Source organism: Psychrobacter sp. NPDC064578, assembly GCF_044901245.1.
In the GTDB taxonomy this organism is placed as follows: Bacteria; Pseudomonadota; Gammaproteobacteria; order Pseudomonadales; family Moraxellaceae; genus Psychrobacter; species Psychrobacter cibarius_C.
The window spans coordinates 54,473-76,562 of record NZ_JBJDPI010000010.1; the positions used below are offsets into that span (position 1 = coordinate 54,473).

The window sequence follows — 22,090 nt, forward strand, 5'->3', positions numbered from 1 at the left end:
AAATTGGATTTTTAATGTGCTAAACCTTACTATTAGTAAGGGTTTTCACAAAAAGTCACACGAAAGACAAATTTTGCATGATGATTGACTTGAAAAAATCCATAAGTAAACCGATATATATAGCAACAAGAGATCAACCACGGTCTGAATAGATAAATACTTAAAACAAATTAGGAGCAAATAATTATGGGTAAAGTAATTGGTATTGATTTAGGTACGACTAACTCGTGTGTCGCAGTGATGGAAGGTGATAAAGTCAAAGTCATCGAAAATGCTGAAGGTACTCGTACAACGCCATCTATCGTTGCTTATAAAAACGATGAAATTTTGGTGGGTCAGTCAGCCAAACGTCAAGCGGTCACCAATCCAAACAACACGTTGTTTGCGATTAAGCGTTTGATTGGTCGTCGTTTTGATGACAAAGTCGTGCAAAAAGACATCGGCATGGTACCTTACAAAATCGCCAAAGCAGATAACGGTGATGCATGGGTAGAAATTAATGGTAAAAAATTAGCACCACCACAGGTTTCTGCTGAAATCTTGAAAAAAATGAAAAAAACAGCAGAAGATTATCTTGGTGAAACTGTTACTGAAGCGGTTGTAACGGTACCAGCTTATTTTAATGACTCACAACGTCAAGCAACAAAAGACGCGGGTAAAATTGCGGGTCTTGATGTAAAACGTATCATCAACGAACCAACAGCTGCGGCTCTTGCCTATGGTATGGATAAGAAGCAAGGCGATAGCACGGTTGCTGTTTATGACTTGGGTGGTGGTACTTTTGACGTATCAATCATCGAAATCGCTGACGTTGATGGCGAGCAGCAGTTTGAAGTTTTAGCAACCAATGGTGATACATTCCTTGGTGGTGAAGACTTTGACTCAGCATTGATTGATTATTTGGTTGATGAGTTCAAAAAAGACCAAGATGTCAACTTGAAAGGTGACTCATTGGCGATGCAGCGTCTAAAAGAAGCGGCAGAAAAAGCGAAAATTGAGTTATCAAGTGCCCAAAGTACTGAAGTGAACTTGCCTTATATTACTGCAGACAGCAATGGTCCTAAGCATTTGGTGGTCACTATCAGTCGCTCAAAACTTGAGAGCTTAACTGAAGAGTTGGTACAACGTACCATGGGTCCTTGTAAGATTGCGCTTGAAGATGCTGGCATAAAAATTAGTGACATCGATGATGTTATCTTAGTTGGTGGTCAGACTCGTATGCCACTGGTACAGCAAAAAGTACAAGAATTCTTCGGTCAGGAGCCACGTAAAGATGTGAACCCTGATGAAGCAGTAGCGGCAGGGGCTGCGATTCAAGGCGCGGTATTGTCTGGTGAAAAAACAGACGTATTGCTACTTGATGTGACGCCACTAACGCTTGGTATCGAAACGATGGGTGGTGTCATGACACCAGTTATTGAGAAAAACACCATGATTCCTACTAAGAAATCACAGGTATTCTCAACGGCTGAAGATAACCAACCAGCTGTGACCATCCAGGTTTATCAAGGTGAGCGTAAAATCGCTAACCAAAATAAACAGCTTGGTCGTTTTGATTTGACGGATATTCCACCAGCACCACGTGGTCTACCGCAAATTGAAGTTACTTTTGACATCAATGCTGACGGTATCATGAATATCTCAGCAACTGACAAAGGTACTGGTAAAGCGCAAAGCATCCAGATCAAAGCAGACTCTGGCTTGACGGATGAAGAAGTTGAACAAATGGTGCGTGACGCTGAAGCCAACGCTGAAGAAGACGAGAAGTTTGCTAACTTAGCGCAAGTTCGTAACGAAGCTGATGGTCGTATCCATGCGGTTCAAAAAGCATTGAAAGAAGCTGAAGACAAAGTGACTGATGAAGAAAAATCAACAGTAGAAACCGCTATCTCTGAGCTTGAAACAGCTGCTAAAGAAGATGATCATGATGACATCAAAGCGAAGCTTGAAGCGTTAGACAATGCTTTCTTGCCAGTCAGTCAGAAGATTTATGCTGAAGCCGGTGCTGGCGCTGAAGGCATGGATCCAAGCCAGTTCCAACAAGGCGCGGACAATGCAGCAGATAGTAACCAAGCTGATGATGACGTCGTTGATGCTGAGTTTACTGAAGTAGACGAAGACAAAAAATAATTGTGATTTAGTAACTAAACGCAGTTAAAACAAAAAACGCATCCTTCGGGATGCGTTTTTTTATGGCTGTTATTTATAAGAAATATCCTACCACTCTATATCTTGTCTTTATGATTTAAAGGCACTCACTATCAGTACTTCATAAGTCAAATGAACGATAGGCTGACCGTCGTCATCTTGCGCCGAAAAATGTTGCCAATAATCAGACTCAAACTGTTGCAAGCGTGCCTTGGTCCACATAAAGGGCTGGGTGCTGTTGGCTTTTACTTGCGTCTGATTGGTCGATACGCCGGTCAACTTCATATGTTTTAAGATAGCGTAGGGACTGGCAAACGGTAACTCGAAACGCTGAGTGGACAGTTCAATTTTCTCAAAACCCGCACTAATCAGTGCCAACTGCCACTCGTCGATATCTGGGTAATAGAGTCCTTGACCGGTCAAACTTTTAATTTGCCAAAAGTTATTTGGCGTAAAAGTGTTAAACAGCAGTTGACCTCCAGCTCGCAAACGGCGTGATGATTGCGCAACAAAGTTTAAGGGATCATCAAACCATTGCACTGCATTGGCACTGATTATCAAGCTATGCTCATCCTCAAAGTTCATCGTTTCAGCATCGCCAATTGCTATGTCAGCATTGGGCAATATGGATTGTAAAGTAGCCACTTGTTCAGCGCATAATTCATTGATTAGCCAATATTGACTTTGAATGTGTGCTGCGAGTAGGCGGGTCATTTGACCGGTTCCTGCACCGACTTCAAGCACACTGTCGTGTTCAGTGTGAGTGAGTTTGTCTATTAAATATTGACAGACTTGCTGCTGAATCTTGGCATGCTGATCATAGTCGCTGGCATTGGCAAAATGACGAGCGATGGTTTGTTTTCTGGGGCTAAAGTTATCAGGCGTGGCGAGTGTTTTCATACGGTTTATTATATCCAAGTGAGCCAATTATCAATCGATAGCAGGACTGACGTCGCTGATGTATAACAACAGCGTTATAATTGTCTTATCAATTGTTCGCAGTCTTCATCTGTCAGCTTGGCATTCATGACCAAACGGATACGAGCGGTGTTTGCAGGCACAGTGGGTGGCCTGATAGGCAGGGCGTAAAAACCTGCTGCTTGCAATTGTTGTGCTTTGGCAAGCGTGCTGGCATTGTCGCCCAAGATGTAAGGCACAATCGGTGAGTCATAGTGTGGATACTGAGTGTTCTGGGACACACGGTATCTTGGGTCGATGGCTTGACTAAGCTTGGTAGACAACCGCGCCAAATGCGCCCGTTGATTATTTAGCATTGGCATTTTTGCTAAAATAAATCGCGTCCATGCGTGATTGATAGGGGGTAGTGCAGTACTAAAAATTAGCGGACGCATGCGGTTAATTAGCCATTGCTTGACGACATCATCGCACATGATATAAGCACCCACTGAGGCAAACGCTTTACCGAAAGTACCGACCAAATAGTCAATATCAGCCAATGTCTGCGTTTCTTCTGCTAGCCCCAATCCTATATGACCTAATACACCGATGGCATGAGCCTCATCGACATACAGTTCGATACGAGCATCGCTAGCCTTTAATTGTACCAGTTGACATAAATCCGCACGATCACCATCCATACTAAAGATGCTCTCAGTGACAATAATGATGCGCTCAATGTCTGGCGCTGCTTGCTCAATAAACGTCGCCAAGTGTTCGTAATCATTGTGACGATAACGACGATAGCTGACAAGTTTGCTTTGGCTCAAACGTAACCCATCAATAATGCTGGCATGTACCAGTTTGTCAGCCAGAATAAGTGTTTTGACTGGCAAGGTTGTCAGGGCTGGCAATATACCAAGATTGGCATGATAGCCGCTATTCAATACCAACACCGATTTTGAGGCAGAGATATCACGTTTGCCGACAGCGGTTTGATACCATTCCTGCAACTCAGACTCTAGCGCTTGTAGCTGTGCATCATTTCCAGTAAGTAAGCGTGAGGACGTCGCACTCATTTTAGGTATTTGTGCGACTGATAGCGGTGTTAGTTGACTGAGAAATTCGTTTTGTAATTCGGTGTCGCCGCCTAAACCCAGATAATCGTTACTGGCGATATTGAGTAAGGTTTGACCTTCGCTAATAACGTATAGCCCATGATGATGGAGATTGGGTAATTGACGGTATTGTTGGGTGGCTTTGAGTGCTGTAAGCGCTTCTTGCAGGTGGCTAGTTATACGTCCAGTCATTATTTTTACCTTAAAATATTCGGTATCTCTTATTGTTTTATGCTTATTTCTGCTAGAAAGGCGATGAAATGAGTAGGGATTATTGCATAAACTCAGTGGTTGTAACAAAAGATTTCATATCTTTGCCTTTGTAACCCAAGCACTGATAAATACTTGCAAATCTTAACTCTCATACCATCAAACACTGACAGACGACTTGAAATAGTTTGTTACTATATACCCATCGTTAGCAAACAAGGCGATAGGGCTATAAAAGCCAATATAAATAGATAACTTGTTTGTCCAAATTGATTTTAAGGAGCTAATAATGAAAACTCTACAAAAAACGCTACTTGCACTAGCAGCTGGTTCTTTGTTAACTGTTGGCGCACAGGCCGCTACTTCTTATAGCAACGGTTACACTGGTCAGCCGTATGTCGGCGTCAAAGTCGGTCAGTTTGATCTAGATGTCGACAATGCAGATGATCCAACTGCTTATGGTGTCTACGGTGGTTATAACTTCGATCAAAACTTTGGTGTCGAAGCAGAGTATATAGGTTCAGATGATGCTGATTACAAAAATGGTGATCTTGATGCCAAAACTTATGGCGCATATGGTACGGCACGCTACCAGTTCCCAAATACTGGCTTATACGCTAAAGGTAAGCTAGGGGTTGCCAAAACTGAAGTAGAAGGTGATTACACCGTTGGTCCAGTTAAAGTTTCGAAATCTAGCAGCGACACAGGTCTTGCTGGTGGTGTAGGTCTTGGTTACTCAGTGAACCCTAACTTCGGTGTCGAAGCTGAATACTCAATGATGGACAGTGATGTCGATGCCAAACTACTTACTGTTGGCGCTCAGTTGAAGTTCTAAAACCAAAACGATTTATCAGCTAAACGAGTGAGAGAAGATGGCAACAATAATCTTTTCTCATCCAGATACTTTATAGACAAATAACTAAAAATATAACCCTAGGGGAATACTATGAAAACTTTACAAAAGACGTTACTTGCATTAGCAGCTGGTTCTTTATTAAGCATGGGTGCACAAGCCGCCGTATCTTATGGCAACGGTTACACTGGTCAGCCATACGTTGGTGTAAAAGTCGGTCAATTTGACTTAGATGTAAACGGTGCTGATAAGCCAACCGCTTATGGTGTCTATGGTGGTTACAACTTTGATCCTAACTTTGGTATCGAAGCAGAATATGTAGGTTCAGGCGATGCCGATTATTACAACGGGGATATCGATGCCAAGAGCTATGGCGCGTATGGTACTTATCGTTATCAGTTCCCAAATACTGCGCTATATGCCAAAGGTAAGCTAGGTGTTGCTAAGACTGAAATCGAAGGTAACTATATCGTTGAAGACTCTAATAGAAAAACCATTTCTAACGACGATACCAGCCTTGCAGGTGGTGTAGGCCTTGGTTATTCGGTTAACCCAAACTTCAGTGTCGAAGCTGAATATGACATGTTAGGTAGCGATGCAGATCTAATGACTGTTGGTGCTCAGCTAAAATTCTAAGTTTTTGATTAGCAGTATGATAACTAAAAAACGCACCCTTCGAGGTGCGTTTTTTTGTACGATAAAAAGCACTGTAAGCGTCATTAAAAAAGAGTGCATTTGAAATAAGGTTCTGTTAGTATCTCGAATTCGACAATAGTTCAGCTAACTTATATGCTCTGTTATTTTCATTCAGATGGTATTTTTAGTTTTATTTAACAGGAAGATATATGAATACTTTACAAAAAGCTTTGATCGCCCTATCAGTTGGCTCTTTATTGAGTGTCAGTGCGCAAGCGGCAGTTAACTATGCAGGTCAGCCGTATGTTGGTGTAAAAGCTGGTAAGTTCATGGTAGATGCTGATGGTCTAGATGATCCTACTGCTTATGGTATTTATGCTGGTTATAACTTTGATCCTAACTTTGGTGCTGAAGTTGAATATGTAGGCTCTAGTGACACTGATGTTGATACAGGTACCAGACTTCTTAAAGGTGAATATGACCTTAAAACTTATGGTGCTTACGGTACTTACCGTTATCAATTCCCTAATACTGGTTTATATGCCAAAGGTAAGTTAGGATTTGCTAAAGCTGAGATTGATGCGTCTTTAAGTGACGTACTTGGAAACACTGTTAGTGAAAGCGATAGCGATAGTGGTGTTGCTGGTGGTATTGGTTTGGGTTATAACTTTAATCCTAGCATGAGCGTTGAAGCTGAATATGATTATGTCGCTGAAGATATTACTCTATTGACTTTAGGTGCTCACATTAAGTTTTAATAAGTTGATTAAAGAAGAAAGAAACGATCGCCTTGGCGGTCGTTTTTTTATGCTCTAAGTTTTAGTATGTGTTTCTCATATTTTTCGAAGTATACACATCATATATTGATGATTTTTAAGAAATTATTAATACCAAAAATGTGCTACATTAAAAGTTAGAAGGATAAAGATAGGGAATGTAGTGATGATGGAGATGCTGTGGATGATTGAACCTTGGCACTGGTTAGTCTTAGGTTTTATATTGCTGATCATTGAGATGTTTGTGCCGACATTCGCCAGCCTGTGGTTTGGTGCCGCTGCCATCATCGTTGCCGCGCTTTCGTGGCTATTGCCTATTTCTGTCTCTGTGCAAATTATTATTTGGCTGGTGCTTTCTGCCATATTCTTGCTGGCATGGTTCAAGTTTATTAAACCCTTATCAGTAGATCGCACCAAAGCAGGCTTGGGTGGTAGTGTTATCGTTGGTGAAACTGGCATGATTATCGTCCAGCCGCAGCCAGATAGAGCGGGCACCGTCAGATTCAGTGTTCCTATTGTTGGGGCAGCCGAGTGGATGTGCCGCACTACGGGTGAGCCGGTGGCGGTCGGCGATCGAGTGGTGGTGACTGATATTGTCGGTAATGAGCTGATTGTGAGCAGTATGAAATCGCAGGCAGCGATTAATAAAGACATGCAATTATAATAATAAGGATGAATTATGGAAAGCTTCAGCATTGTCATGGTGGTTTTGGTTGCACTGGTTGTCTTTACGGTCTTCAAAGGCGTTCGAATCGTGCCGCAAGGCTATAAGTGGGTGGTGCAGCGATTGGGCAAGTATAGCCAAACACTAGAGCCGGGTCTCAACCTTATTATTCCTTTCGTTGATGATGTCGCTTATAAAGTGACGACCAAAGACATTGTTCTTGATATTCCCTCACAAGAGGTCATTACGCGAGACAACGTTGTTATCATTGCCAACGCTGTGGCTTATATCAATATCGTGCGACCAGATAAGGCTGTTTATGGCATTGAAGATTATGAATATGGTATTCGTAATCTGGTGCAGACGTCACTACGTTCAATTATCGGTGAGATGGATCTTGATAGTGCACTGTCTAGCCGTGATGAAATCAAAATGAAGCTAAAGCATGCGATATCAGAAGATATTGCGGACTGGGGTATCACCCTAAAGACAGTAGAAATTCAAGATATTAATCCATCGCAAACGATGCAAGCATCAATGGAAGAGCAGGCGGCGGCAGAGCGTCTACGCCGTGCGACAGTGACTCGTGCTGATGGTCAAAAGCAAGCGGCTATCTTAGAGGCAGATGGACGTTTAGAGGCGTCACGTCGTGATGCCGAAGCACAAGTGGTATTGGCGAGAGGTTCTGAAGAATCTATTCGCTTGATTACTAATGCAATGGGCGAGGAAGAAATGCCTATTGTCTACTTACTTGGTGAGCAATATATTAAGGCGATTCGTGAGCTGGCAGAATCTGACAATGCGAAAATGGTGGTATTACCTGCTGACATTTTAAGTACCATCAAAGGTATGGTGGGTGACAAGCTTAAGGTTTGATAAGTAATGTGTAGCCATGTGTTATAGCATTAACTCTTAAAATGGTCAGTGAGCTTATTAGGCGCTGGCTATTTTTTCGACTGTCAATTGTGCTGAACGCTACATCTAATAAATTACTCATATCGTTCGTTTAACAAGAATAAAATATATATCAGGGATAAAAAATGACGATACAAAATATTAATACAGAAATTATTCAAACAAAAGACTTTATCCAAGGCACGGCACTACCTTATACCGTGCTCGATGATACGCATATCAATGCTGGGTATCCTGAGAGGAAGCTTGAGATTAGAGGGGGTGGTTTTGGCTCAGATGCAGCGGCTCATCCAACCAATGCCAAGCAATTTTATGTGCTCACCGATCGCGGTCCCAATGCGGATTTCGAAGGTAGTGCAGGCACGGGTAAACATTTTTTAGTACCTGACTATACACCGCGCATCGGGCTGTTTGAGCTACAAGCAACTGGGCAAATTATTAAGATCAAAGAGATACTGCTAAAAGACGCAAATGGCAATCCTATCTCTGGGCTACCGAATCCACAAGCACTCGGCGGAACTAATGAAGTCCCTTACGATGTCGACGGCCAGCCGATGACCATTAATCCCAACCTACCTTTTGATGCAGTGACCAATCCTATCAAAAACGATATCAATGGTTTAGATCCTGAAGGTCTTGCTGCGCTCACAGATGGTAGTTTTTGGATCAGTGATGAGTATGGTCCTCATTTGGTTCATTATAATGCGCAAGGGGTGGAGATTGAGCGTATCAATGCCTTTGCGAGCGATCAGCGCAATAATGTAATGGCTAATGGTCAGCCGATTTTACTACCAGCAGAATTCACCAAACGTCGTACAAATCGCGGTATGGAAGCATTAACGATTACTCCAGATCAGAGCACACTGATGGGTATTATGGAGTCAGCTATGGATAATCCTGATCAGTCAGGTCGTGTCTCTAGTTTGACGCGCATCGTCACTATCAATCTATACTCTGGTCAAATAGCACAGTATTTGTATCGTCTCGATCATGCTCACCATGTGACTTCGGGTATCGTTGCGATTAACAATCACGAGTTTTATTTGATTGAACATGATCGCAAGTTTCCGCTGCAAGACAAGTCTGCGCAAAAGCTCATTTATAAAATTGATTTCTCGCAGGCGACTGATATTGAGAATATTTTAAATACAGATAATATCAAGCAAGATCATGTATTGGGTTTAACGATCAATGGACAAACGCTTGAGCAGCTTATTGCAGCCGATGAAAAAAATTGGCAATTGCTTAAGGAACTGGCAATCAAGCCAGTCAAGAAAACCTTGGTGGTCGACGTTCTCGCGACTGTAGAGTATCCGCATGATAAGTTAGAAGGTTTGTGGTTGCGTCAAGATGGCTCATTGGGTCTACTAAACGACGATGACTTTGCAATGACGGATTCAATGATTGCCAACGCTAAAAGCACAATCGAGCAAAAATATTTGGACAGTGAAAAAACAATAGAAGATGCAAATAGGCTATATATGGTGATGCCTTCTGAATGTGGTGATGTCTACTGAGTAGGCTAGGGCATATCCTCAATTCAATTGATCATATCTAAACAGGCTAAAAATGGCTAAATTTTGCCAAACATCGTTAAATAGCTGGTTAATATCCCGATATTATCTGCGCTATTTTCCTCGTTTGACTGCAATTTATCTCATTTTTATCACCATTTTTGAAATGAGGACACGCCCTATAGGTATTTTTTGTCAATCATCAGCTTTATTAAACACCATAAAAAAAGACCTCGATTAAGGTCTTTTTTATGACTGCTTTTAATTTGTGGAATCACTCAATCAAATAACTTTTGAGAAACGGTTCTTATGTTTTTTCTCAAGATATTCATCAAATACCATGGCGACGTTACGACCTAATAATCGACCTTTTGGTAGCACGCGAATACCAGCCGCGTCCATATCGATGAGCTTGTCTTCTTGCATGGCGCCAAGCTGTTGAATCTCATTGATAAAGTAAGTGATGGCATCGATACCAAATTTTTGATTGACGTCTTTAAAATCGATATAGTCGTGACAGAGTAGATTCATAATCACATATTCACGCAAGCGATCTTTGATAGATGTTTTGATGACTTTTACCGCAGGCATGGCAGCCGAGTTACTTTGTGCAGCGTCGATGCTCGCTTGATAAACTGATAAATCTGTATCATTTTGCAAAATATAGCGGGTATTGGCATTGGCAATTTGACTGATAGAGGAGACGCCGAAGCCCAATAAATCACAATCGCCCATGATGGTATAACCTTGAAAGTTACGATGCAGTTTGCCCTCACGCTGCGCCACGGCTAATTCATCATCAGGCTTGGCGAAGTGATCAATACCGATATATTGATAGCCAGCTTCGGTCAGCGTATTGATGGTATTGCCAAGCATCGTCAGCTTGACTGCTGGGTCTGGCAAATCGGCTTCTTTAATCTGGCGCTGGGCCTTAAAACGTTCTGGCAAGTGTGCATAATTAAATACTGACAAGCGATCCGGCGACATCTCGATGATACGGCGTACCGTTTTATCCAAGGTTGCGGGTGTTTGATGCGGCAAGCCATAAATCAGGTCGATATTGATAGAGTGAAAACCTAAGTCACGCGCCTCATTTAACACATTTTCAATGAGCTCTGCTGAATGTACACGGTTGACGGCGATTTGTACCGTTTCATCGAGGTCTTGTACGCCTAAACTGACACGGTTAAAGCCAAGGTTGCGCAATACTTTCAATGTCTCGCCACTCAGCTCACGTGGGTCAATTTCAATAGAGTAATCGCCTTTGTCTTCAGGTAAGAACTCAAACTGAGTTTGTAAAAACTCCCACAGTTGAACCATTTCTTCATCACGCAAAAATGTTGGCGTACCCCCACCCAAATGCAGCTGTTTAACGAGGGGTTTGCTACTACCTTCTGGGACAGATAGCAGGCGGCGTTTGTGCTTAATCTCAGCGATTAAGTACTGCAAATAATCGCCTGAGTCGCTATTTTTCTTGGTGATAATTTTATTGCAAGCGCAGTAATAGCAGAGGTGACGACAAAAAGGAATATGAAAATATAAAGACAGTGGTGCACGAGCTTCACGGTTCTGAAGGATCTTTGCCTCAAGACCATCAGAGATGGGTGAGAACTCTAAAGCGGTCGGATAGGAGGTATAACGTGGTCCTGAACGATTGTATTTATTAATAATAGCTTCATCAAAGGCAGGTAGCTGCTTACTCATCATACTGCCACGCGTACTGGCATAAGGACTTTCTGATTGCATAACAGGGCGTGTCGTGGTCGGTTGCTCTCCTGCACGATTGTAAGGTTGCTGAGTATTTGATTCTGAATATTCTGTCATGCGGTACTCCTCGTTTTGACCTTGAGTATTACTGTTCTTACATCTCTAACGACCAAATATTTAAAAGCCAGTAGGTGTTTGATAGATGATTAATAACCATAATAAGTCTGTTATCAATAATAATTTTCACAGCGCTATATGCTGCTAAATTGATAGCCATCAATAAGCACTAGTATAACAAATCCTTGTTTGCAGTGGGGTGGTCGGCGAGTTTTCTTACATACAAACTGTCTATGATAAGTCCATTTGGTTTTGGCAATTATACTCATACCCCTCTTGCGGTTAGCTGGCTAAGTGCTGGCATCATGATGCATCGACGATATTCAAACAGGCTGCTTCCATAAAGTAAAAAAGACCTCAGCATATATCTGAGGTCTTTTTATCATTAATTTAAGTTACGTCAAACTTATTCTTTTAGCTGGATTTTATTGCCAACGGCTTGCTTGCTAACGTCATTAGCATTGAAGGGTAAACGAATCCATTCTTTAGCTGAGTAGCGACGACTCTGGTCACGATGGAACGGTCGAGTAGTATCAGAAGCTTGCGAGTAACCTAATAAGGCTTCTGCTACAGGGCCAGCGCTATCAAAGGTAACGCTTTGCATATATGTCGGACCAAAATTAATGAGGTAGTTTGCGCCATCATTAGCGCTTGTGCCTCTCGTTTCTGCAACATTGAATACACCTTCACGACCAAAGCCACCATGCATAGCAATACGCTCGTCGTTTTTACTAGCATCAACGATATACTGCAAATCAGATAAAGACGCATCAAGAGCGATATTTTTATCTTGGAAGAACTTGATGGAATCTCCTAAAGCAGTACGTGTATCCGCACTAATAATTAAACCACGAGGCGTATTGACTGGGTCTTTTGCATCGAACTTAACACTGAATATCGTATCCGTCGTTTCATTGAAATCCACATTACGCCAAAACTCTCTAAAGACATGAGCGCCTTTACTATCTAAATTATTACGACGATCCCAATTACTCAAGATATTACAAGCATTAGTTGCATCAATAGTAGAGCCACCCGTCAAAGGCATGCTAGCATTCGCTCGACAATCTGCTAATACGTCGTCGAGTACCAACTCAGCGACATAACTGCGGTTACCATAGACGACCTCTTGCATATTGTTTAAATTGAAGTTAGTACCGCCCAAGTTATCTTTATTACTGAATCGATCTTGTATTTGAACCAGTCCCATACGTGAGCGCATAAGCAATGGAACACCATCTGCTGGACTAGCACCTAAGAAGGGGGCTAAACGACGACGTAGGAGTGGTGAAAATCCAGTCAGTGGTTGCTCTAAATTGCTTAACCAATAGCTATCATTCGAGTTAGCAACATAATCATCGCGGATCAAGAAAGGTAAGTTTGAGCGCCCAAAGATACCTGCTTGCGGTGAGTCTGTATCAACTCCCCATTCACAGGCAGCGTTACTACCATTCAGTGCTGGCAAGTCAGAGGCAATTAAAGCACCAAGGAAGGGGCCAGATGCAGCACTACTACAAGCTTCAAGCTTAGCTTTGGTCACATTTGGTACAGTTGAGATGTCAGCATAGAGTGCCTTACCATTACGGTCGGTAGCAATAGTATTAACAAACCCAAGACCAAGGACGCTTTGCATTCTATCGACTAAGTTCTCAACGCTCGTAGCCTTATTCATACTACGCCACTGATTGAGCGCTCTTGGGTTTTCAGAGGCGGCATCACGAATAGTATAAGCTAGATTATTAGCGCCCCATGCTGGTAATTGACCATTGAGTAAATTGACAGCTAACATCGGTCCATATTGTGAGACATAAATATTGTGAACCTGTGTCTGATTATTTGGTAGCTGAATAGTGACAGGAACGGTTTCGATATCGCGCTGCTCAGTCACACCAGCGCTATTAGTATAATTGTATTTGAGAGGATCTCCATCAACTAAGCTAAGCTGATAAAGCGTAAAACGTTTGGCAGTGGATACGGTATGGCTCCAAGCCACGTCTTTATTAAAACCGATGTTAGGGAAAGGCTGACCTTGTTGAGCCGCACCCATTACATCCAGCTCACCTGGCATCGTTAAGTGAAATTGATAGAAGCGTTGGACGCCATCCCATGGCTCATGCGGATTGCCATACATAACCCCGCTACTAGTACCGGTCACCTCCTTACCAAAGGCATAGGCATTACTACCGCCACTCATCGCATTAATCGTATCCATATTGAATGCAGGTGCTGACTCTACGACAGGGTTTGCGACTGGAACACTACGCATTCTTGAGCTACCCTGAACGCCAGCAATAGAGGGCGGTGCCGCTGCTACAATGGGACCGACAAAATTAGATAAGCCACCACGTAGATTGGCTTTACCGTAGACCGTCAATAAATCATCGAGAGTAATCTCTCGTACCCATTCAGCATTGGCACAAGCAGGATCGATATTAGCCACGCCTTTATCACGTAGATAACGGCTATAGCCTGCAGCATAACCTGTCACAGCATCAATGACTTCAGGGTCTTGAGCTGCTAAAAATTCAGCTTTTCGCTTGTCAGTGTTGTACCACGTATAAAAAGCATCGCTAGCCAAATTACCGTCAGCGCCTAGATACAGCATACTCTGACCGCTAGCGACTATAACTTCACGCGCTAGTGAGCAGAAATTATCTTCTGCGAATGCATAACCGACGCCATAACCCAGACCTTTGTAATCCTTTGCGGTGATGTGTGGTATACCGAACTCAGTACGCTGAATATCGGCTTCATAATTAGTGGAAGGGGATATGACATCATCGTCATTGAAACTATTGTCGCTGTCTGAGCAGCCGAATAGTCCTAAAGAGAATGCTACTGTCAGTAGCGTGAGTGTGGGCACACGCCGATTATGCATCTTTATGCTCATAAGCTTATCCGTCCATGGTAGTAGGTGTTATATAAAGTAGGTGTTATATAAATCTGCAGCAAAAAGCCGCCAGCAAACTTTATATGATCAATAAAATCCTTTTATTACCAATACTCTTGCTAATCTTTAATGCTTTGTAGCGCGATTAAAATTACCCAATACGTTAATAACATGGTTAACAGGTGTGAGAACCTTTGGATAATCTTTGGAGCAGCATAGCCGAATAAGACTGAGCGAAAGAGCATCCGTTTATCATATAACAACTGTTGATAATTATGCTAGTAAATAAAATGAGACAATAAAACACGACATTTGCGCACTGATACATAATACTCTATTATCAATTATTCCCTATATTAGGAAAATGCTGATGTCGTTTGCCCAAGTCTATACTCGTTCAGTCGTCGGACTGCATGCGCCCAAGGTCATTATTGAAGTGCATCTGTCACAAGGGTTGCCAGCATTGACCATTGTCGGTTTGCCTGAGGCGGCGGTACGTGAGAGTAAAGACCGTGTACGCTCTGCGATTCTGAACTCTGGCTTTCAATTTCCTAATCGTCGTCTTACTATCAATTTAGCCCCCGCTGATTTGCCTAAAGATGGTGCACGTCTTGATTTACCGATTGCCATCGGAATCTTGGCAGCCAGTGATCAATTGGATCCAGAAGTATTATCAGGGTTTGAGTTTATCGGGGAGTTAGCGCTCAATGGGAATTTACGGCAAGTGACAGGCAGCTTAGCGGTGGCACGAGCGATCAAAGCTGAGGCGCTGGCGTCCAAAGTATTGCAGGTGGCAAATATCACTAAACAAGAGCTGATCGAGCCACGGCAAAAACCACAAACACCGCAGCTTATCGTACCGATTGATAATGGTGCTGAGGCTAGCCGTGTGGATGGCGTGACGATACTAGCCGCGCAAAGCTTAAAGACAGTTTGTGACCACTTACAGTCGTTAGCGAATCCAAGCGCAGCCTATGAATCTTTGGACGTTGTACAACCGAGTCCAGCACAGCAGCATGTTGGCTATCAAGTGGATTTGGCTGATGTCAAAGGACAGCATCATGCACGGCGCGCGCTAGAGATTGCCGCTGCTGGTGGTCATTCGCTGTTATTTACAGGGCCACCCGGCTCAGGCAAGACGTTAATGGCGTCACGGCTGCCGACCATATTGCCGGATTTAAGTGATGAAGATGCATTAGAGGTTGCCAGCACTTATTCAGTGGCAGACAGCGATTACGATTATGGGACAAGACCATTTAGGCAGGTTCATCACACTATATCAGCCGTGGCTTTGGTGGGTGGTGGCTCACGACCAAAACCGGGTGAAATTACCCTTGCTAATAAAGGCGTATTATTCCTTGACGAATTGCCAGAGTTTGATCGGAGTGTGCTTGAGGTATTGCGTCAGCCATTAGAAGCCAAGCAAATCACTATTAGCCGTGCCAATTCGCAGATGACTTTTCCTGCAAATTTCCAATTGGTCGCTGCCATGAATCCATGTCCATGCGGCTATGATGGCGATACCTCAGGGCGTTGTCGCTGCCGACCTGAACAGATTAAACGTTACCAAGATAAACTATCAGGTCCATTGCTTGATCGCATTGATTTGCATATCACTGTACCTGCGCTGCCAATTGCCGACTTGCAAAACGCTCAAGCTGGCGAAACCTCCGAACAAGTGCGCGTTCGAGTCATTGCTGCACATAAACATCAGATGCAGCGGCAACAAAAGGTCAATAATGAGCTTAGCCCTAGCGAGATTGATAAATATATCCAACTAGGAGAGGGTGAACAGCAACTATTACAGCTCGCTCAGCAGCGTCTGAATTTATCGGCACGCGGTTATCATCGCGTATTGCGAGTGGCACGTACCATTGCTGATTTGGCTGACAGTATCGATATTACAAGCGCTCATGTGTCTGAGGCGCTCAGTTATCGGAGCAAATAAAAATGTAACATAGATATAAAATTTACTTGAAAATAATGAGGGTGCTATGAAGTCTAGAAAACTAAAAACAATTCACGATTTAATTATTAGTAATTATGAAATCCATGCTATAGGTGATGGACAGTTTGTTCATTCGTTTGAACCAGCTACTACAAAAACGAGATATCAATTTGAAGCAAGTGGAACTCCTGAAGTTATTGAGGGTGAACGATACAATATCGGTTATTATGAGGATAATAATGGTAACAAGGTTGTTGATATTTCATGTTTATCTAGAAGCGATGAAATTAATCCTACGCTTAGTTATCTGTATGCAATGGAGCTATCTAAAAGGAGAGGCATAGTCAATAAATGTAAGAACAATGATCGTGTAAATCCTACAGTCCTAGATGGCTATTACTGGGGAAAAAAATATGCTTGGCGGGAGTTTGGTCTAGTTATTTCCAAGGATGCCTTTCACTCATATTTACAAGAAATTAATCACCCTAAAATTCAATGCACCATTGCTAATCCTGATATGAGTTTTAGTAATGAATTATCAATAGCCTATAGTGAAGCCGGTCTAGAAGATGCTATAAGAAAACTAATAGAAACAGCTGAAAAAGTGACGAAGGTACGTTTTAAATCGCCTTTATATTCCAAGCAATTTATTATCAAAGGTATAGAGGCCATAACTGATAAAAAGTAAATGTAGTTAGATAGAAAGGTAGGTCGCAACGCTTTTCATCTGTTTTCTTAAGCTATTGCTAGCTTAGCTGACATCTATACCAATATACCTGCTTATAAAAAATAGTCATAGGAGTCAAGTAATATGGCTATTTCTTATAGGTGATATTTTGTGAGTTAAGCTTTATCTTTCATAATCCAAGAAACCAAATCAGCAAAATCATCAAAGGCTTCGGTAGGGTTTAGCTCACGGATATCTTGTCCGTAGTTGTAGCCATAAGACAGCCCGAAAGTATCCATATTAGCATTTTGTCCGGCTAAGATATCGTTTCTAGAATCGCCAATCATCACAGCTTGTTCTGGAGTGGCGTTCAACGCTTTACAGACATGCAGTAGCGGTGCTGGATCAGGCTTTTTAGTTGAGAGACTATCACCGCCTAATACTTCACTGAATAAGTCCTGCCAGCCAAAGGATTGCAATATTTTTGGCACAAAACGAATCGGTTTATTGGTCACTAACGCCAGCGTAAATCCCGCCGCTTTTAGCTTTTTTAGTCCGCTATCGACATCTGGGTAAGCAACGGTTTTGCTACCACTGAGATTTTTGTAAGCCTCAAAAAATAGGTGCTCTGCGTGATTGGCTTCCTCGACCGTCAACTCGCCTTCTAACACTTCTACCTTACCTACTAGTGAGCGCTCTACCAGCAATCTTGAGCCGTTGCCTATCCAGTTTCGTATGGTCTCGATAGGGTAAGTCTCTTTGCCCAGAGTGGTTAACATCGCATTAGTCGCATCAGCCAAATCTGGCACACTATCAATGAGCGTGCCATCGAAATCAAAAATCAAAAGTTGCTTAATATCTACAGTCATTATTATTTACCCAAGCTAGCAATTTGATACTTTTTTGGAGTATTAGCTCCAAGCCCTCATTACCTTAGCACAGCAAATCATGAATTCAATTATTTAACAGTCTGTCATTATAAGTATTTCTATCTTTTCAGGCTGAGGATAATTTTTATTGATATATTTTATGCTTATTCAATCTCTTTATAACGTTCGCGATGTTCCTTTTTCATTCTTAAATAATCTTCGTTCTCACGACACTCGTCCCATTTCTGTTTAAATATGCGCGCCGACTCTGCTTTGACTGGGTCTTCGATTTGTCGTGGCAACTCTTCGCGACCATGCGCGCCGCTTTGACCTTTTTTATCATCAGGAACAGCGCCCTTGTATTTTTTGCCGCCTTTGTGATTGGCATAACGACAGGCGCGGGTATAGCCCATTTGAATAAATTTGCGCGCCATATCAGCACCCACAAAGTCATCGGCCGCCAGATAATCTAAAAACATATGATAAATTGTCTCGCTGCTCTCAAGCGCAATATCAGGGGTCGCAAAGCGCCAGTGTGGCAGGATTTCAGACTTATACGGCTCTACCAATAATACGCCTTGCTCGCCGCGACCGACCCGATATAGCTCGGGCTGCGCGCGCAAATCTAGGTTTTTATAATCCAAATCGTAATCGAACGCTCTCATCGCTTTTCCCTATTGGTATTCGTCATCTGTCAAATTTATCATTATCAATACTATCGAGTATACTGAGCGCCGCTGTCTAAAAAACAGCACAAAAATGTTATGCAACCGTGACAGTAAGCGTTTAGCATGAGAAGCATGGCGAATAGAATCAATCATTGAGCAGGTCTGAGTAGGTTAAAGTTATGACAGTTAATAGAAACATCCTCAATAGCATCAGTCTAGCTGGCTCGGCTTTTACGATGTCGTTAAAAAGTATATGTATGATATCAGCGCTGCTGCTCATCAGCGTATTAAGCACCAATGCTGCCCATAGCGCATGGTTTGAGCAGTTGATTCCGCAAGGAGAAACTTATACGGTACGTGAGATAGATCGTGATTTGGCGTTCGTGATTGATGGTTTCATTTATGATGCGCGCACGTCTTGTTTTTTAGCAGTGGGCGATCGGGTGATATTTTTTGAAGGGCGTCATGGTATCGATTACCGCGCGACGGTTTATGACTTAGACTCGCGAGAGCGTTGTGATCTGCTGTTGCGTGGTCGATTAAGATAATTAAAATAGTTTGAAAACACAGCAAATAAATATAAATAAAAGCTATAAAACGAAACTTTTTTAAGTTAAAATACAAAAAACGAAACTTGATTAAGGATGACTTGATGAATCAAATTCTTAGGAAGGAAATATTAGACCTTCTAGCTTCGGAGTTAACGCCTGATTTTTTGGATGATTACATTCAACAGCTTAATGGTAGATATTTAGAAGCTATTGACTACATCAAAGACAGGTATTTAGTCAAAGATAATTCTCATGCAGCTCAGAAAATGTTCAATGAACAGCAATTACATTTAGCTGAAATTGCGCTTCAGGAAGTCGCAGGAAAGCATGGTTTTGATTCTCATTTGCTTTTCAATACAACGAACAGTGACCAGTACATAAATTTGTCTTCTGAGTCTTTTAATTTGTTACTTGTAAGAGGTCAAGCTAAGAACAAATATAGAGGGAAATACAAAGCTTATTGGGCAAGTGTAAATAGTTGGTTAGAAGACAAGCAATTAACCTTAGATCTTGGTATTGAAACAGCATATGACACTTCAAAATTAATAGAAGAAAGAATTACTATAGTTATTGAAGTGCTTTTTTCTATGACAAATATCACAGGAAACTTTAGTCTTGATATGGAACCTAAGGCTTATATTCAACTAAGTATTCCTAACTCTGAAAATACAAAATTTTTAACTACATTTAGTTTTGATGAAATCAGAGCTACAGCTAAAGCATTGGAAGAACCATTACTTAACGAAAGTGAAGTTAAACCTAATTTAGTTAGTATCAAAAAGCGTTTCAACGAAGTAGTAAACGAATAAAAGGAGATAATTGGAAAATTATGCTCAATCCTCAAAGACTAGAAAATGCCATGAACGCAAGAGGCATTACACAGGTTGCGTTAGCTTCTATACTTGATGTTAGTAAAAGCACTGTTAGTAAATGGTTGAAGGGCGATCATAATCCTAGGAATACTAACGAACGTCTGGAAGATATTTCTAAAGTACTGAATGTACCTATAGAATGGTTAGTAGCAGAAGATTTAGGAGAAACTTCCGTATCTTTCTTTAGGTCTAATACTAGCTCTACTAAAATCGGAAGAAGTGTTGCTGAAGCACGCCTAAAGTGGGCTGCCGAAATACTATTCTCTTTTTCAGAATGGGTGGATTACCCAGAAGTTAATTTGCCTAAGGTATATTCTTATAAAGAATGGATGAAACTTGACGATGAAGATATTATAAAAATTGCAAATGATTGTAGGAAGCTGTGGCGTTTAGACGATAGACCTATTTCTGATCTAATGTTTACTTGTGAAATGGCAGGTATATGTGTGATTCAAGAAGAGTTGGGCTATCCAAAAATGGACGGTTTATCATTCTGGTATAGGAATAGGCCTTTTGTTTATCTAAATACTGACAAAGATAGTGCATGCCGCGGACGTTTTAACTTAGCTCACGAAGTTTTCCATTTAATAGCTCACAAAGAGGTTCCAGAATCTGACTATAAGAAACCGGCAGTTTATAAACTAATTGAGTCTCAAGCAAATCTGTTTGCATCTGAACTCATTTATCCGTCAAATCAGTTTGTTAGCGATCTAATTTATCCATCCATAGACTCTCTACTTATTTTAAAACGCAAGTGGAAGCTCTCGCTTGCTGCATTGTTATTCAAAGCTCAAAATTTAGAGTTAGTAGACGAAGTTAGATCTACTAACATATGGCGTACTTTAGCTAGGAAGAACTGGAAGAAGGTTGAACCTTATGATGAAGAAATTCCTTTAGAGACTCCTATTTTGTTTAGACAAGTTATTGATGGCCTAATAGAGCAAGGTAACTTCAAAAAATCAGAAGTGTTAAGTACGGCAAAATTGAGTAGGAATGATGTTGAAGATATGTTGTCATTACCTAGCCGCTATCTAGAAAATGATTTTGGAAAAATTATTAGTTTCACTGATAAGACACTAAAAAAAGCTTAGTTAATATAAATTTTTTCTGATCTGACCGAATCCAATAGCTCGCTTTGGGTTCGGTAGTAAGTTAAGACAGACATAAAAAAAGCCCCAAACATTGCTGTTCGGGGCTTTTTAGAATTCTTAAACGAATGGTGGCTCGAGGCAGGTTCGAACTGCCGACACACGGATTTTCAATCCGTTGCTCTACCGACTGAGCTATCGAGCCGTCTTCGTTGAGGCGCTATTAAACTAAATATAGACGTTGCTGTCAAGTAGTTTTTGCATAATAGAAGATAAATAATCAAATATTGGCAAAATTAACAGTTTTTGCTCTCGATTTAGTCTTTAACACGCAGTAAATCATACTCGCTCATAATACGATGGATATCCGCATCGGCAGGGACAAACTCACGGACGCCTTTTTTTACCTCGGCATCATAGACCAGTTTAATAAACTTAGCATCGATAGCGCGACCGCGATTTTGCTGATGTACCGTTAAATATTGCAGACGCTTGGCGTCGGTTTGCCCATCATCAAAACAGGCAACTGCAGCGATAGGCTTGTCATTGAACATACCGACATATAGATATTGCCCACGCTTAAACCCTTGCTCAACGATATTTAATACCTCGATACCATCAGGCTGCGCATCATCGCTATCATATAATGCCTGCAAGCGCTCTGCTAGCTCATTGTCGCGCGCAGGTTTTTCGATGAGTGGTGTATCCAAGCTATTAATGGCGATCGCTTCTAAAGGCATAGCAGTTCCTATAAACAGAGAGTTTCTATTGTATAAAGTAGCAGTATGACACAGCACAAAGTTATAACACGGCAAAAGTCATAGAAAGTGGGCTGTAGAATATGATATCTAAAAGTCAGTGCAAGTCATGATTAATAATACTGAACACACTATTTTAGCAGAATGCGGTAATTTTGTGCGTGGTTTACCGCTTGGTCGTGGCAGTAAATGTTAGGGTTTGCTATGATGAGGCTAGATGATAT

19 protein-coding genes and 1 tRNA gene are annotated in these 22,090 nt (G+C 41.7%); 12 read left to right on the forward strand and 8 right to left on the reverse strand.

The genetic code is table 11. The features are described 5' to 3' along the window. Positions 1-186 precede the first annotated feature (186 nt). Positions 187-2,130: a molecular chaperone DnaK gene (gene dnaK / locus ACI2JM_RS12120; protein ID WP_404644484.1), complete on the forward strand. Its 1,944-nt coding sequence runs from the start codon at positions 187-189 to the stop codon at positions 2,128-2,130. Positions 2,131-2,238: 108 nt separating this feature from the next. Here dnaK and ACI2JM_RS12125 read toward each other — a convergent pair whose 3' ends face one another. Both ACI2JM_RS12125 and ACI2JM_RS12130 read right to left on the reverse strand, forming a co-directional pair. Then, a complete protein-coding gene (locus tag ACI2JM_RS12125) occupies positions 2,239-3,048 on the reverse strand; it encodes a methyltransferase domain-containing protein (protein WP_404644486.1) in 810 nt (269 codons plus the stop codon). Positions 3,049-3,122: 74 nt separating this feature from the next. After that, on the reverse strand, positions 3,123-4,355 hold the full coding sequence (locus tag ACI2JM_RS12130) for an 8-amino-7-oxononanoate synthase (RefSeq protein ID WP_404644488.1): 1,233 nt from the start codon (positions 4,353-4,355) through the stop codon (positions 3,123-3,125). A 307-nt stretch (positions 4,356-4,662) separates the two neighbouring features. Between ACI2JM_RS12130 and ACI2JM_RS12135 the strand changes: the two genes are divergently transcribed. From ACI2JM_RS12135 to ACI2JM_RS12160, 6 genes are all read left to right on the forward strand, one after another. Next, complete coding sequence (locus ACI2JM_RS12135; RefSeq protein WP_404644490.1) at positions 4,663-5,208, forward strand: porin family protein; 546 nt, start codon at positions 4,663-4,665, stop codon at positions 5,206-5,208. A 111-nt stretch (positions 5,209-5,319) separates the two neighbouring features. Beyond that, a complete protein-coding gene (locus tag ACI2JM_RS12140; protein ID WP_045447596.1) occupies positions 5,320-5,862 on the forward strand; it encodes a porin family protein in 543 nt (180 codons plus the stop codon). A gap of 209 nt (positions 5,863-6,071) precedes the next feature. Beyond that, a complete protein-coding gene (locus tag ACI2JM_RS12145) occupies positions 6,072-6,620 on the forward strand; it encodes a porin family protein (RefSeq protein WP_404644492.1) in 549 nt (182 codons plus the stop codon). 184 nt (positions 6,621-6,804) lie between these two features. Then, positions 6,805-7,302, forward strand: a complete 498-nt coding sequence (locus tag ACI2JM_RS12150; protein ID WP_087816353.1) for an NfeD family protein — start codon at positions 6,805-6,807, stop codon at positions 7,300-7,302. A 15-nt stretch (positions 7,303-7,317) separates the two neighbouring features. Next, complete coding sequence (locus ACI2JM_RS12155) at positions 7,318-8,178, forward strand: SPFH domain-containing protein (protein WP_045447605.1); 861 nt, start codon at positions 7,318-7,320, stop codon at positions 8,176-8,178. Between the two features lie 164 nt (positions 8,179-8,342). Further along, the gene (locus ACI2JM_RS12160) at positions 8,343-9,734 is read left to right on the forward strand and encodes an esterase-like activity of phytase family protein (RefSeq protein ID WP_404644495.1); all 1,392 of its coding nucleotides are present in this window, start codon (positions 8,343-8,345) and stop codon (positions 9,732-9,734) included. 279 nt (positions 9,735-10,013) lie between these two features. Here ACI2JM_RS12160 and hemN read toward each other — a convergent pair whose 3' ends face one another. Continuing rightward, positions 10,014-11,555: an oxygen-independent coproporphyrinogen III oxidase gene (gene hemN / locus ACI2JM_RS12165; protein ID WP_404644497.1), complete on the reverse strand. Its 1,542-nt coding sequence runs from the start codon at positions 11,553-11,555 to the stop codon at positions 10,014-10,016. A gap of 406 nt (positions 11,556-11,961) precedes the next feature. Next, the gene (locus ACI2JM_RS12170; RefSeq protein ID WP_404644499.1) at positions 11,962-14,445 is read right to left on the reverse strand and encodes a penicillin acylase family protein; all 2,484 of its coding nucleotides are present in this window, start codon (positions 14,443-14,445) and stop codon (positions 11,962-11,964) included. A gap of 370 nt (positions 14,446-14,815) precedes the next feature. Between ACI2JM_RS12170 and ACI2JM_RS12175 the strand changes: the two genes are divergently transcribed. Together ACI2JM_RS12175 and ACI2JM_RS12180 are read left to right on the forward strand one after the other, a co-directional pair. Beyond that, a complete protein-coding gene (locus ACI2JM_RS12175; RefSeq protein ID WP_201615083.1) occupies positions 14,816-16,393 on the forward strand; it encodes a YifB family Mg chelatase-like AAA ATPase in 1,578 nt (525 codons plus the stop codon). 46 nt (positions 16,394-16,439) lie between these two features. Continuing rightward, complete coding sequence (locus ACI2JM_RS12180; protein WP_372860298.1) at positions 16,440-17,081, forward strand: hypothetical protein; 642 nt, start codon at positions 16,440-16,442, stop codon at positions 17,079-17,081. Positions 17,082-17,236: 155 nt separating this feature from the next. Here ACI2JM_RS12180 and ACI2JM_RS12185 read toward each other — a convergent pair whose 3' ends face one another. Then, on the reverse strand, positions 17,237-17,929 hold the full coding sequence (locus ACI2JM_RS12185) for a phosphoglycolate phosphatase (RefSeq protein WP_404644502.1): 693 nt from the start codon (positions 17,927-17,929) through the stop codon (positions 17,237-17,239). A gap of 164 nt (positions 17,930-18,093) precedes the next feature. After that, the gene (locus ACI2JM_RS12190) at positions 18,094-18,594 is read right to left on the reverse strand and encodes a DUF4385 domain-containing protein (protein ID WP_404644504.1); all 501 of its coding nucleotides are present in this window, start codon (positions 18,592-18,594) and stop codon (positions 18,094-18,096) included. 182 nt (positions 18,595-18,776) lie between these two features. Between ACI2JM_RS12190 and ACI2JM_RS12195 the strand changes: the two genes are divergently transcribed. The 3 genes from ACI2JM_RS12195 (at position 18,777) to ACI2JM_RS12205 (ending at position 21,111) form a co-directional block, all read left to right on the forward strand. Then, complete coding sequence (locus ACI2JM_RS12195; RefSeq protein ID WP_404644506.1) at positions 18,777-19,145, forward strand: hypothetical protein; 369 nt, start codon at positions 18,777-18,779, stop codon at positions 19,143-19,145. Between the two features lie 104 nt (positions 19,146-19,249). Next, complete coding sequence (locus ACI2JM_RS12200; protein WP_404644508.1) at positions 19,250-19,957, forward strand: hypothetical protein; 708 nt, start codon at positions 19,250-19,252, stop codon at positions 19,955-19,957. Between the two features lie 20 nt (positions 19,958-19,977). Beyond that, on the forward strand, positions 19,978-21,111 hold the full coding sequence (locus ACI2JM_RS12205) for a helix-turn-helix domain-containing protein (RefSeq protein ID WP_404644510.1): 1,134 nt from the start codon (positions 19,978-19,980) through the stop codon (positions 21,109-21,111). A gap of 126 nt (positions 21,112-21,237) precedes the next feature. Here the strand turns inward: ACI2JM_RS12205 and ACI2JM_RS12210 are convergent. Both ACI2JM_RS12210 and ACI2JM_RS12215 read right to left on the reverse strand, forming a co-directional pair. Continuing rightward, positions 21,238-21,313 (reverse strand) — tRNA-Phe (locus ACI2JM_RS12210). 112 nt (positions 21,314-21,425) lie between these two features. Then, positions 21,426-21,848 (reverse strand): hypothetical protein, encoded by a 423-nt coding sequence (locus ACI2JM_RS12215; RefSeq protein ID WP_404644512.1) that lies wholly within the window; start codon positions 21,846-21,848, stop codon positions 21,426-21,428. Positions 21,849-22,090 lie beyond the last annotated feature (242 nt).